Source organism: Tibeticola sp. (assembly GCF_022759015.1).
In the GTDB taxonomy this organism is placed as follows: domain Bacteria; phylum Pseudomonadota; class Gammaproteobacteria; order Burkholderiales; family Burkholderiaceae_C; genus Tibeticola; species Tibeticola sediminis.
Map to the genome: position 1 here is coordinate 1 of NZ_JAEMQB010000094.1, position 13,226 is coordinate 13,226.

General features: G+C 65.2%; 12 protein-coding genes and 1 pseudogene. 2 read left to right on the top strand and 11 right to left on the bottom strand.

The features are described 5' to 3' along the window. Window positions 1-213 precede the first annotated feature (213 nt). The 11 genes and pseudogenes from clsB to JHC36_RS05855 all read right to left on the bottom strand — a co-directional run bounded on the left by clsB (window position 214) and on the right by JHC36_RS05855 (window position 11,790). The gene (gene clsB / locus JHC36_RS05805; protein ID WP_287916981.1) at window positions 214-1,467 is read right to left on the bottom strand and encodes a cardiolipin synthase ClsB; all 1,254 of its coding nucleotides are present in this window, start codon (window positions 1,465-1,467) and stop codon (window positions 214-216) included. 7 nt (window positions 1,468-1,474) lie between these two features. Beyond that, window positions 1,475-2,221, bottom strand: coding sequence for an endonuclease/exonuclease/phosphatase family protein (locus JHC36_RS05810; protein WP_287916984.1), 747 nt, complete (start codon window positions 2,219-2,221; stop codon window positions 1,475-1,477). A gap of 29 nt (window positions 2,222-2,250) precedes the next feature. After that, complete coding sequence (gene nudB, locus JHC36_RS05815) at window positions 2,251-2,781, bottom strand: dihydroneopterin triphosphate diphosphatase (RefSeq protein WP_287916986.1); 531 nt, start codon at window positions 2,779-2,781, stop codon at window positions 2,251-2,253. A 6-nt stretch (window positions 2,782-2,787) separates the two neighbouring features. Then, window positions 2,788-3,504, bottom strand: a complete 717-nt coding sequence (locus JHC36_RS05820; RefSeq protein ID WP_287916989.1) for an ABC transporter ATP-binding protein — start codon at window positions 3,502-3,504, stop codon at window positions 2,788-2,790. A gap of 1 nt (window position 3,505) precedes the next feature. Next, window positions 3,506-4,282, bottom strand: a complete 777-nt coding sequence (locus JHC36_RS05825) for an ABC transporter ATP-binding protein (protein ID WP_124220496.1) — start codon at window positions 4,280-4,282, stop codon at window positions 3,506-3,508. A 10-nt stretch (window positions 4,283-4,292) separates the two neighbouring features. Next, a complete protein-coding gene (locus JHC36_RS05830) occupies window positions 4,293-5,372 on the bottom strand; it encodes a branched-chain amino acid ABC transporter permease (protein ID WP_287916993.1) in 1,080 nt (359 codons plus the stop codon). A gap of 19 nt (window positions 5,373-5,391) precedes the next feature. After that, complete coding sequence (locus tag JHC36_RS05835; protein ID WP_287916995.1) at window positions 5,392-6,321, bottom strand: branched-chain amino acid ABC transporter permease; 930 nt, start codon at window positions 6,319-6,321, stop codon at window positions 5,392-5,394. Window positions 6,322-6,559: 238 nt separating this feature from the next. After that, window positions 6,560-7,903: pseudogene (locus tag JHC36_RS05840) on the bottom strand (replication-associated recombination protein A). Beyond that, window positions 7,900-8,517, bottom strand: a complete 618-nt coding sequence (lolA, locus tag JHC36_RS05845) for an outer membrane lipoprotein periplasmic chaperone LolA (RefSeq protein ID WP_503006909.1) — start codon at window positions 8,515-8,517, stop codon at window positions 7,900-7,902. Before lolA ends, JHC36_RS05840 begins: the two are co-directional and overlap by 4 nt. A gap of 56 nt (window positions 8,518-8,573) precedes the next feature. Continuing rightward, complete coding sequence (locus JHC36_RS05850; protein ID WP_287917001.1) at window positions 8,574-10,919, bottom strand: DNA translocase FtsK; 2,346 nt, start codon at window positions 10,917-10,919, stop codon at window positions 8,574-8,576. A 196-nt stretch (window positions 10,920-11,115) separates the two neighbouring features. Further along, entirely contained in the window at window positions 11,116-11,790 is a 675-nt protein-coding gene (locus tag JHC36_RS05855; RefSeq protein WP_124220507.1) for a Crp/Fnr family transcriptional regulator, read from the bottom strand. Window positions 11,791-12,021: 231 nt separating this feature from the next. Between JHC36_RS05855 and trxB the strand changes: the two genes are divergently transcribed. Both trxB and rpmB read left to right on the top strand, forming a co-directional pair. After that, window positions 12,022-12,984 carry a thioredoxin-disulfide reductase gene (gene trxB / locus JHC36_RS05860; RefSeq protein ID WP_287917003.1) on the top strand — a complete coding sequence of 321 codons (963 nt, stop codon included), beginning with the start codon at window positions 12,022-12,024 and terminating at the stop codon, window positions 12,982-12,984. Between the two features lie 160 nt (window positions 12,985-13,144). Next, a partial coding sequence (gene rpmB, locus JHC36_RS05865) for a 50S ribosomal protein L28 (RefSeq protein ID WP_287917005.1) occupies window positions 13,145-13,226 on the top strand: 82 nt, incomplete at its 3' end.

Genomic DNA, 13,226 nt, shown 5'->3' on the forward strand with positions numbered 1-13,226 from the left:
AGGAACTCGGCGATGTTGTCGTTGGCGTGAAAACGCTTGCGCGCGGCACGCAGCCGCTCCCGAATCTTGGGCGAGACGGGGGTTCCTTAGGCGGTGTCGGTCGGGGGCATCGTGCAGGCATTCGGAAAAACAGAGGAAGATCGTAACAGCCGCGGCAGCTGCCGTCGCACGGCTGCCGGCTCAACCCTGCCCAACGGTGGGTTGAGCCTTGCCTCAGTAACTGCGGCCGATCAATGCGATGCCCAGCCGCACCAGCATCAGCGCAACCGCGTCGAGCAGACGCTGGTGCCAACGGCGCACGGCCAGATCGCTCCCGTCGATCGCACGAGCACCCCTGCGAATGGCGTCGCCCAGGCGCTCGTGCAACGCACGCGCGAAGCCCCCATCCTCGATGATGACGTTGGCCTCATGCGCCAGCAGCAGGCTCAGGGGCTCGAGATTGGACGAGCCCACCGTGGCCCAAGGCCGCGGACCCTCGGGGTCGACCACCGCCACCTTGGCATGCAAAAAACTTTCCTGGTACTCCCAGATCTCGATGCCTGCCGCGAGCAGTCGCGCGTAAAGCGAACGCGCCCCATGGTGCTCGAAAAAATATTCATACCGCCCCTGCAGCAACAGCCGCACCCGCACGCCGCGGCGAGCCGCCGAGAACAGCGCTTGCAACACGCGGCGGCTGGGCAAGAAGTACGCGCTGGCCACGACCACCTCGGTGCGTGCCGTCGCGAGCGCGCGGCGGTAAGCACGCTCGATCGACTGGCGCTGGCGCAGGTTGTCGCGCAGTACCAGCGTCGCCCGCGCCACCGGCCGCAAGCCCAACAGCGCGGCCCAACGCCGAAAAGCCTTCGGCTCGGCCGAGGCTGCGGGTGCCGGCGCCAAGGCGGCCTCGAGCGCCGCCATCGCAGGCTGCAACTGCGCCGACCGGGCCGCCCGCGCTGACTCGGTGCGCCACCATTGCTGCGCCATGACCTGCTGGGCCTGTTGCGCCACGGGGCCGGCGACCGCCACCGCGAAATCCAGCCGGGGCCGCGCGAGCAGCCCCCGTTCTGGGTCATGCCGATCGTCGAGCACGTTGATGCCGCCGCAGAACAGCAGCTGACCGTCCACCACGCAAAGCTTGCGGTGCATGCGCCGCCAGCGGCTGGGCAAGGCCAGACCGAGCGCCCCCAAGGGTGCGTAAACCACCCAACGCACACCGGCCGAATCCAACCGGCCCCGCCAATGCGCGTCCAGCGTGCGCGTGCCCACGCCATCGACCAAGACCCGAACCGCGACGCCGCGCAAGGCCGCGCGCTCGAGGGCCTGCACCAGCTGGGCTGCCTCGCCCTGGGGCTCGAAAATGTAGGTTTCGAGCCAAACCGATTCCGTCGCCTGCTCGATCGCCTCGGCCATCGCCGGGAAGAGGGAGCGACCGCCTTCGAACAGACGAGCCGAAGTGTCGGCCGAGGGCGGACGAATCGTCGTCGCCATCGCTGCGTCAGCTCACGAAACGAAACTCCGCAATCAGCGGCAGGTGGTCGGACATGCGCGCCCAGATACGGCCCCGGGGCACGTGGATATGCAAGGGCTCGAGGCCACGCGCGTAGACATGGTCGAGCTGCACGACCGGCAGCCGCGCGGGATAGGTGGGACAGCGCTGCGTGTCCGCCGAGCGCAGCCCCATCGCGTGCATTTCGCGCTCGATCCGTGTGCCCCAATCGTTGAAGTCACCGGCGACGACCAGAGGCGCGGCGGCCGGGATTTCGCGCTCGATGTAGCGCCCGAGCTGCGCGACCTGGCGCAGGCGACTCGCCGGTATGAGCCCGAAATGCACCACGATCACATGCACATCGCGCCGCGCGACCTGCACCCGCGTGTGCAGCAGGCCCCGCTGCTCGAAACGATGGTCGGACATGTCCTCATGCCGACACTCGAGCACCGGCCAGCGCGAGAGGACGGCATTGCCGTGCTCCCCGTGCCGCGTCACCGCATTGGTGCGGTAGACGGCTTCGTAACCCTCAGGGGCGAGGAAATCGGCCTGCGGCAGATCCGGCCATTGCGTGAACTGCTCGGACAGCCGGCGATGATGCTTGCGCACCTCCTGCAGGCAGACGATGTCGGCATCGAACTGCTCGATCGCCAGCGCCAGGTTGTGGATTTCCAGCCGGCGCGCCGGCCCGAGCCCCTGGACACCCTTGTGGATGTTGTAGGACACCACCCGCAGGATTTGGCTGTCTCGACTCATGATCCTAATTCCGGCAGTTGGGCGGGCCGTCAATTGCCGCACGCGCGATCATCGGCATTTTCGAGAAACCGCGGCAACATCAGGATCGCTTCGGCGTTGCTCGACGAAGCGCAACGGTCGGCCGCCGCACGCCACGGCAACCAGACCGCGTGGCGATGTTCGGTCGGCGAGAGGCGCACGGCCACGGGCGCGTCGAGGGTCAGGCCGAACACGCGCTCGACATTGAAGACGACCTCGGGCGCATAGCGATGCCGCCACTGCGGATAGATCGGGTAGACGTTTTCGATGCCCCAATCGCGCAGCCGCGACTCGAGCGGGGATCCCACGCGGCAGTCGATCCCGGTTTCCTCGAACACCTCGCGCCGCGCCGCCGCTTCGAAGGGCTCGTCCGGCCGGTCTTTGGCACCCGTGACCGATTGCCAATACGGAACGCCAGGCTCGAGGCCCGAGACCCGCTCGAGCAGCAGCACGTCGAGATCCCGCGTGTGGATGACCACCAACACCGACTCGGGAATCTTCCAATGCTCCGGTCGGCCCGAAGCATGGGCACCGGCACCCACGGTGGCTCACTCGCCGAGGTACGCGGCCCGCACCTTGGGGTCGTCCAGCATGGCCCGCGCGGGGCCGCTCATCGTGATCTGGCCCGAATCCATCACGTAGCCCCGATCGGCAATCGACAGCGCGCGGCTGGCGTTTTGTTCGACCAGCAGAATCGTGACGCCCTGCCCGTGTACTTCCTTGACCACCTCGAAAATCTTGTCGACCATGATCGGCGACAGGCCCATCGACGGCTCGTCGAGCAAGAGCACCTTGGGGCGGCTCATCAGCGCGCGCCCCATCGCCAGCATCTGCTGCTCGCCGCCCGACATCGTCCCCGCGAGCTGATCCTTGCGCTCGCGCAGCCGCGGGAAGATCGTGAACACGCGCTCCATGTCGGACGCGATGCCGGCCTTGTCCGAGCGGATGTAGGCCCCCATCAACAGGTTCTCGACGATGGTCATGCGGGTGAAGATCCCCCGCCCTTCCGGGACCATGGCCAGGCCCTGCTTGACCAGATCCCACGGGCCCTGTCCGCGGATGCTCTTGCCGAGGTATTCGATGTCGCCCGCGTTGATCGGCAGCGTACCCGTGATCGCCTTCATGGTCGTGGTCTTGCCCGCGCCGTTGGAGCCGATGAGGGAGACGAGTTCGCCCTCATGCACCTCGAAGTCCACGCCCTTGACGGCCTGAATGCCGCCGTAGGCAACCTTGACGCCCTTGACCTTCAGCAGTGTCGTTGTCATGTCAGTGTCCTCCCGTGCCGAGGTAGGCCTCGATCACCGCGGGGTTGCTCTGCACCTCCGCCGGCGTGCCCTCTGCGATCTGCTTGCCATAGTCCAGCACGGTCACGCGGTCGCACAAACCCATGACCAGTTTGACGTCGTGCTCGATCAGCAGAATCGTGCGGTTGTCCTTGCGGATGCGGTCGATGAGCTCGCGCAGCATGACCTTCTCGGTGGCGTTCATCCCCGCAGCGGGTTCATCGAGCGCGATAAGCTGGGGGTCCGTGGCCAGCGCACGCGCGATTTCCAGGCGGCGTTGATCGCCATAAGACAGCGTGCGCGCCTTGAAATCGGCGTATTTGCCGATGCCCACATAGTCGAGCAGCTCACGTGCGCGCTGAGCAATGGCGGCCTCCTCGGCCAGAAAACCCGGGGTGTGGAAGATCGCACCGAGCAGCCCCGACTGGGTGCGGATGTGGCGCCCGACCATCACGTTCTCCAGCGCCGTCATTTCGGCGAAGAGCCGAATATTCTGAAACGTGCGCGCAATGCCGGCGCGGGCCACTTCATGCACCGCGGTCGGCTGATAGGGCTTGCCCGCCAGCTCAAATGTCCCGCTGTCGGGCGTGTACAGCCCGGTGATCACGTTGAAGAACGTGGTCTTGCCGGCTCCGTTGGGGCCGATGAGTCCGTAGACCTGCCCCCGACGAATGGTGATGCCCACGTCGGAGAGCGCCTGCAGGCCGCCGAAGCGCTTGGAGACGCCGGTGACTTTCAAAACGATGTCTGCTGTCGTCATGCTGTGCCTCTCACTTGACCTGCTGCAATGCCTTGCCATGCTCCGGCGCGGGCCACAGGCCGCGCGGACGCAACAGCATCACGACGATCATCGCCAGCGCAATCAGCAACTGACGCAGAATGGCTGCATCGAGCCGCCCGTCGGTCATCGCTTGCAAGGGGCCGGCGACATAACGCAGCACCTCGGGCAAAGCCGAGAGCAGCACGGCGCCCAGAATCACGCCCGGCAAATGCCCGATGCCGCCGAGCACGACCATGGCAACGATCATGATGGACTCCATCAGGCTGAACGATTCGGGCGAAATGAAACCCTGGAAGGCCGCGAACATCACGCCCGAGACGCCGCCAAACGTGGCACCCATGCCGAAGGCGAGCAGCTTCATGTTGCGGGTGTTGATGCCCATGGCCTTGGCCGCGATTTCATCCTCGCGGATGGCCATCCACGCACGACCAATGCGCGACAGTTCGAGGCGGTGGCTGATGACGACCGCAAACACGACCAGCACCAGGAACAGGTAGTAATAGGCCGAAACCGAGGCCAGCTCAAAACCCCCGATCGCGATCGGCCGGTTGAGATCGATACCGAAGAACTTGATCGAATCGATCTGACCGATGCCCTTGGGTCCGTTGGTGATGTTGATCGGCGCATCGAGATTGTTCATGAACACGCGGATGATTTCGCCGAAACCCAGCGTCACGATGGCCAGATAGTCGCCGCGCAGCCGTAGCGTCGGCGCCCCGAGCAACATACCAAAGAAAGCTGCAAGCCCGGCGCCCACGGGAATGATGAGCCACAGCGGCATGTGCAGACCCGCCGGGAACATCGCCGCGATGGCCGGGAAATTCTGCGTCAGGTGGGGTGAGGCCAGCAGCCCGTACATGTATGCGCCGACGGCAAAAAACGCCACATAACCGAGGTCGAGCAGGCCCGCATAGCCGACCACGATGTTGAGGCCTATGGCCAGCAACACATACAGCAGCGCCATGTCGGCGATGCGAACCCAGGCGTTGCCGACGCCTTGCAGCACCAGCGGGACGATGAGCAGCGCCAGGCCGCCCGCGAGCATCAGAACCGTCTTGTTCGATTTCATGATTGAGACTCTCCCGAGTTCAAGCGCGGTCGGCGACACGCTCACCCAGCAAGCCCGAGGGCCGCAAGGTCAGCACGAAGATGAGAACGATGAAGGCGAAGATGTCCGAATAATTGCTGCCCAGGACGCCGCCCGTCAAAACGCCGATGTAGCCCGCACCGATCGATTCGATCAGCCCCAACAGAATGCCGCCCACGACGGCGCCGGCCAGGTTGCCAATCCCGCCGAACACCGCCGCCGTAAAGGCTTTGAGTCCGGGCAGGAAGCCCATGGTGTGCTGCACCGTTCCGTAGTTGGACGCATACATCACGCCCGCAATCGTCGCCAGGATCGCGCCGATGACAAAGGTGGCCGAAATGACGAAGTCAGGCTTGACCCCCATGAGTGCGGCCACGCGCGGGTTCTCAGCCGTCGCACGCATCGCGCGGCCCAGGCTCGTGTAATTCACGACGTACATCAGCGCCGCAAGCGACACCGCCGTGAGCCCGAGAATCATGATCTGCGTCGACGTGATCACCGCGCCCCCCACGTCGAAGGGCTCGACCGGCAGCAGCGTCGGATAGGGCTTGTAGTTGGGCTTCCAGATGATCATTGCCAGCGTCTGCAGCAGAATCGACATGCCGATGGCGGTGATCAGCGGCGCGAGCTTGGGGCTGTTGCGCAGCGGCCGATAGGCGACCTTCTCGATGGTGTAGTTCAGCGCCGCGGCGACCACGCAAGAGATCGCAAGCGCAATGAGCAACACCAGCCAGCCCGGGGCACCCGGCATCGACGACTGCATCCAGCCGATGATGGTCCAGCTCGTCAAGGCGCCGACCATCAGCACCTCGCCATGGGCAAAGTTGATGAGGTTGATGATGCCGTAGACCATGGTGTATCCCAGGGCCACCAAGGCATACATACTGCCCAGGACCAGACCGTTGATGATCTGTTGCAGCAGAATTTCCATATGTTTCTCCGTTTCGATAAGCGGATCGGAGCAGCATGGCTTGCCCGCGGGTGCGACAGGCCGCCCCGGATCGACACGAGCCTGATGGGTGCGCGCGACCATCCAGCAAAAAGCCCGCCGGGTGTGGGCCGGTGGCGGGCGTGGGGTCGATTGTAGCCAAGGCCATCGCAGCCAAGGCCGTGGATGAGGGCGGGTTTACCCGGGGAAACGCACGGTGGCGTGGCGCCCCGCGCGGGCTTCACCCAGGCCCCGAGGGACCATCGGCCGCGTCGGGTTCCGCGGCGGCAGCGCTGCGGTCCCGGGCGCGCAGCTGCGCGAGCCGCTCGGCGATACGGATCTCGAGGCCGCGGTCGACCGGCTCGTAAAACCGCTGCCCTTCGAGGCCCTCGGGCCAATAGCTTTGCCCCGCCGCGTAGGCCTCGGGTTCGTCGTGCGCGTACCGGTAGCCGCGCCCATAGTCGAGCTGTTTCATCAGTGCGGTTGGCGCATTGCGCAGATGCATCGGAACCGGTCGAGTCGCATCGGCCTTCACCCACGCGCGCACCGCGTTGTAGGCCTTGTAGACCGCATTGGACTTCGGGGCCACCGCCAGATAGACGACGCACTCGGCCAGAGCCAGTTCGCCTTCAGGGCTGCCGAGACGCTCGTAGACCTCGGCCGCATCGAGCGCCAAGCGCAGGGCGCGCGGGTCGGCGAGCCCAATGTCCTCACTCGCCATGCGCACCAGCCTGCGCGCGAGGTAACGCGGGTCGGCTCCGCCATCGAGCATGCGCACGAACCAGTACAGCGCGGCATCTGGGTTCGAGCCACGAACGCTCTTGTGCAAGGCGCTGATGGTGTCGTAGAACTGATCGCCCCCTTTGTCATAGCGGCGCAGGCGCTCGCCCAGCACGCGCTCGAGCCAGGCCACGGTCACCGTCTCGACCGGTTCGCGTCGCGCCACGAGCGCGAGGGTTTCGAGCGTGTTGATCAACCGTCGGGCATCGCCATCGGCGAACGCGACGAGGCGCTCGACTGCTGTAGTTTCAATAGCAGGAAGTGCTGATTTCTCGCCGGCACGCCGGAGAATTTCTTTCAAATCTTCGGATTCGAGCGGCTTCAGGACATAGACCCTTGCGCGCGACAGCAGCGCCGCATTGACCTCGAACGATGGGTTTTCCGTGGTCGCGCCGATGAAGGTGAACAGCCCGCTTTCGACATGCGGCAGAAACGCATCCTGCTGCGCCCTGTTGAAGCGATGCACCTCATCGACGAAGACCAGGGTGCGCTGGGGTGCCAAGCCGCTGCGCGCGGCCTCGGCGCGCTCGACCGCGTCGCGGATTTCCTTCACGCCACTGAGCACGGCGCTGATCGAAATGAATTGCGCATCGAACGCGTCGGCCATGAGCCGCGCGATCGTCGTTTTGCCCACGCCCGGCGGCCCCCAGAGGATGCAGCTGTGGGGCTGCCCGGTCTCGAACGCCAGTCGAAGCGGCTTTCCTTAGCCCAACAAATGCTGCTGACCCACCACCTCACCGAGCGTGCGCGGGCGCAGCTGCTCGGCCAGCGGGACGGCCCCAGGCAAGCCCGCTGCTGGCGTCATGGCCGCAGCACATCCGCCTTGGGCGGCGGTTTGAACTGGAACAGCGAGGCAGGAAGAGAGGGGTTGCGCTCGAAGTCCGAAAAGCGCAGCGTCGAGCGCTGACCGAACGCATCGAGAATTTCCAGAGCCACGAGATCGACCCCGCCGCGCCCCTCCCGCAGACCGACGCGGATCGACTGCAACGCCCCTTCGGCTTGGCGGGGTCGTGCCAGCACCCATTGCAGGCCCTCGACCTCCGGCCCATTTTCGAGCACAAAGTGGTTTTGCAAGGCGCTCACGCTGCTGGCGGTGGCGACGATGGCTGCCGGTGTCGAGGCGAGGGTCTGGGCCTGTGGACGAGCCGTCACCTGGTTGAGGTCGACATCGTAGAGCCACAAGGTTTGTCCGTCCGCAACGATGATCTGCTCGAACGGCTTTTTGTAGTCGAAGCGAAACCGCGCCGGGCGCTCGAACGCAAACAGGCCGCTCGACGTCTTCGTCCTCGGCGCGCTACCCTCACGCCCCGGTGTGGTCACGGTCTGGACGAAAGCCGCCCGGCCACTGCGGGTGCCGCGTATGAACACATCCAGTTGCTCGATCGCAGTTGGCTGCGCACGCACACCCGCACCCAGCATCGCGAAGCCACCCGCCAGAAGCAGACGGCGCCGGCGGATGGTGGAGCCTGGCGCGCTCATTCCCCACCTCCGCGGCCGCCGACGAGGATGTCGCGCTGGCCGCTGCTGGTGAGCGCGCTGACCAGGCCGGCTTTCTCCATGTCTTCGAGCAAGCGCGCGGCGCGGTTGTAGCCGATGCGCAGCTTGCGCTGCACGTAAGAGATGCTGGCCTTGCGGTCCTTGAGGACGATCTCCACCGCCTGGTCGTACATCGGGTCTTTTTCGCCACCGGCCTCGCCATCCTCGCCGAAGCCGCCGTCCTCGCCCTCGCCCGCGCCGCCTTCGAGCAGGCCCTCGACATATTCGGGCTCGCCCAGCGTCTTGAGGTAGGCCACCACGCGATGCACCTCATCGTCGCTCACGAAGGCGCCGTGCACGCGGATCGGAAAGCCCGTGCCCGAGGGCATGTAGAGCATGTCGCCCATGCCGAGCAAGGCTTCCGCGCCCATCTGGTCGAGGATGGTGCGGCTGTCGATCTTGCTGCTGACCTGAAACGCGATGCGTGTGGGGATGTTGGCTTTGATGAGGCCGGTGATCACATCTACGCTCGGGCGCTGCGTCGCCAGGATCAGGTGGATGCCCGCTGCGCGGGCTTTTTGCGCCAGGCGGGCGATCAGTTCCTCGATCTTCTTGCCCACCACCATCATCAGGTCGGCCAGTTCGTCGATCACCACCACGATGTGCGGCAGGCGATCGAGCGGCTCGGGCGCCTCGGGCGTGAGGCTGAACGGGTTGCCGATGGATTCGCCGCGCGCCTTGGCTTCATCGATGCGGGCGTTGAAACCGGCGAGGTTGCGCACGCCGAGCTTGCTCATGAGCTTGTAGCGCCGCTCCATCTCGGCCACGCACCAGTTGAGCGCATTGGCCGCCTGCTTCATGTCGGTGACGACCGGCGCAAGCAAGTGCGGAATGCCCTCGTAGACCGACATTTCCAGCATCTTCGGATCGATCATGATGAGGCGTACGTCTTTGGCCTCCGCCTTGTAGAGCAGCGAGAGAATCATCGCGTTGATGCCCACCGACTTGCCCGAGCCCGTGGTGCCAGCCACCAACACATGCGGCATCTTCGCCAGATCCGCCACCACCGGGTGGCCGACGATGTCCTTGCCCAGCCCGATGGTGAGCAGGCTCTTGGCGTCGTTATAGACCTGCGAGCCGAGGATTTCCGACAGGCGGATGGTCTGCCGCCGCGCGTTGGGTAGCTCGAGCGCCATGCAGTTCTTGCCCGGTATCGTCTCGATCACGCGGATCGAAACCAGGCTGAGCGAGCGCGCCAGATCCTTGGCGAGGTTGACGATCTGCGAGCCCTTGACCCCCGTGGCCGGCTCGATCTCGTAGCGCGTGATCACCGGCCCCGGCGAAGCCAGCACCACCCGCACCTCGACACCAAAATCCTTGAGTTTTTTCTCGATCAGCCGGCTGGTCATCTCCAAGGTCTCGGGCGCGACCGACTCTGGATGCACGGGCGGCGCATCGAGCAGGTCGATCTGCGGCAGGCGACTGTCGACGATCTCCTGGAACAAGGGCTTCTGCCGCTCCCGCGCCACGCGCGCGCTCGGCGGCGGCTCAGTCACGGGCACGGCAGCGACCCGCACCGGCACGGGCGGATGATCCTCACTCTGCCGCCGCTCCACCTCCACGACCGCCTCGCGCTCGAGGGCGGCCTGTCGGCCCAGGGCTGCATCCTCGGCCTGCTCGCGCCGCGCGCGCCAGGCCTCGATTCGGCCTTCGATCCATGCACCCAGACCCTCGGCGACCCGGGCCCACGAAAACCCCAGCACCCACGATACCGAAAGCAACAACAGGCCGATCGCAGTCAGCGCCGAACCGGTGTCCCCCAACCATTGCAACACCCACGGGCCCAACCATAGTCCCAGCACCCCGCCCGCCTTGGCCGGCAACAGCGCATCGAGCCGATGCAGGCGCGACCACTCGAGCGTCGCACTCGATGCCAGCAAGAGCAACAAGGCCAGCCCCCATCCCGCCCGCGCCCAGCCCGACCGGGAGGCCGCGCGACCGGCCGCCTCGTACGCCGTCCAGCGCCGCCGCACGGCCCGAAGCCCGGCCACGGCCCCCGCCACCCACAGCCACCAAACCGAAAACCCGAACGCATACAGGCCGAGATCGGCAATCCAGGCCCCCAGGCGCCCCGCCCAATTTCGAACCGGCGCGCCCTCCAGCCCCGAGGTCGACCATGCCGGATCCAGCGGGGAATAGGTCAAGAGGGCGATCAGCGCCAGCACCCACACCAAGACCGCAACCCCCAACAGGGCTTCATGGACGAGGGTCGGTCGGGCATCGTCGCCGGTTTCGGCAGCGATCGCCCCACGCCGCGAGCGGGAAGCATCAACGAAGGATGTCATGCGTACGCAAGGAAGCAGCGGCTTTTCGGACGAATTTCCAAGGCGGAAAAATTTGAAAACAGTGCGGCGGTGATGTGCGTGCATCGGCGGGCTGAACTCCCGAAAAACCGGTCGCGGCGCGCACCGCCGAGCAGCCGCAAGCATACGGCATCCCGGCGCGCCGCCTGCGTCGACGCCCCGCGAGCCGCCCCCGCCCTCAGCCGAGCTCGCCGAGGTGTTGGTGGATCAGCATCGACCCATCCTCGGCATATTCGACCAGACCGCGATCCTCGATGTCCTTCATCACGCGACTGACCATCTCGCGCGAGGCGCCCACCATTTTGGCCAAATCCTGACGCGACACTTTCTCACGAATGACCAGCTCCCCCGTGGCGGTGCGCGTCGCCCGCTCGAGCAACACCCGCGCGACTCGCCCGTACACATCCAGCAGGGCGAGCGACTCGATCTTCTGGTCGGCACGGCGCAAGCGCTGCACCAAGGCCCGCATGACCGCATACGCCATCGAGGTGTTCGCGGGCAGGCAGCGGGCGAAGTCTTCACGGGAGAGTTCGAGCACGTCGGTTTGGACTTCTGCGACCACGGTTGCCGAGTGCGGCTCGTCATCGATCAAGCTCATTTCCCCGAAATGTTCGCCGGGGAATAGCGTAGCCAGGATCACCTCCCGGCCGCGAGCGTCGCTGGCGATGACCCGCGCGCGCCCAGTGAGCACGATGTAGAGCTTTTCCGCCTTGTTGCCCTGTTCGACGATGCGTTCGCCGCGCCGAAACCGCCGCTTGACCACCGCATCGGCAATCAGCTCGGCCTGCGCGTCGGTCAGCAGCGAAAACAGGGGAACCCTTCGAATCAACTCACGGTTTGAAAGCAAAGCCATGACACCTCCCTGTTCACCCAAGGCCATGCTGAACCCGTCCCAGTAAAAGCGCGTATCCGGCCATGTGGAACGGGATTCAGCGCTGCTTAAGCCCCGTCAGTAAAATGGACCTTCACTTGCGATACCCCTGGAACCGTTCAACGACTCCAGAGGCCTCATCCAGACGGCCCGCAAGCTTCAACCCAGAACGAAACGCTATGGCAAGCATAGCGGAATCCAGGAAAGCGAATGATGGAACAAACCCTGCACAGCAAAGTCTTGATCCTGGGCTCCGGACCCGCGGGCTATACCGCAGCGATCTACGCAGCCCGTGCCAACTTGCAACCCACATTGATTACCGGCATGGCGCAAGGGGGGCAGCTCATGACCACGACCGAGGTCGACAACTGGCCCGGTGATGTGCACGGCGTACAAGGCCCGGACCTGATGCAACGGCTGCTGCAACATGCCGAACGTTTCCGCACGCAAATCATCTTCGACCAGATCCACCAGGTCGACCTGAGCCAGCGGCCGTTTCGCCTGAAGGGCGACAGCGGCCACTACACCTGCGATGCGCTCATCGTTGCGACCGGCGCCTCGGCGAAGTACCTCGGTCTGCCGTCCGAACAGGCGTTCATGGGTCGTGGCGTCTCGGCCTGTGCCACCTGCGATGGTTTTTTCTACCGCGACGAGGTTTGCTGCGTCGTTGGGGGCGGCAACACCGCGGTCGAAGAGGCGCTCTACCTCTCCAACATCGCCAAGAAGGTCTATTTGATCCACCGCCGCGACAAGTTCCGCGCCGAGCCCATCATGGTCGACAAGCTCATGGAGAAGGTGCAAGCCGGCAAAATCGAGCTCAAAACCTTCCGTACCGTTGAAGAAGTGCTCGGAGACGCCAGTGGTGTGACCGGTGTTCGCCTGCGCAACGTGCTCGATGGCAGCCTCGAAGACATCGCGGTCAAAGGCTGCTTCATCGCCATCGGACACTCCCCCAATACCGCCATCTTTGAAGGCCAGCTCGAGCTCGACAACGGGTACATCGTCACCCAAGGCGGCCGCCACGGCATGGCCACGATGACCAGTGTGCCGGGCGTGTTTGCCGCCGGGGACGTCCAAGACTACGTCTATCGGCAAGCCATCACGAGCGCCGGCACCGGCTGTATGGCAGCGCTCGACGCCCAGCGCTATCTGGAACAGGCCGGCGGCCAGCTATAATTTCAGGCTTTGCCAGTCTTGGCAGAAAAAGGAAAAGCTTGGGCCTTCCGGTCCAGCAGGGTTACCGCCACCCATCCATGGCGAGGTGAGGCCGCCAGCCGGTGAGCCGCGATCATGCGGTTCTGTGCAGAGGCTGCGGCCGTTTGATTGGAGTGTCCTCATGGCACGCGTCTGCGAAGTCACGGGCAAAAAGCCCATGGTCGGGAACAATGTTTCCCACGCCAACAACAAAACCAAGCGCC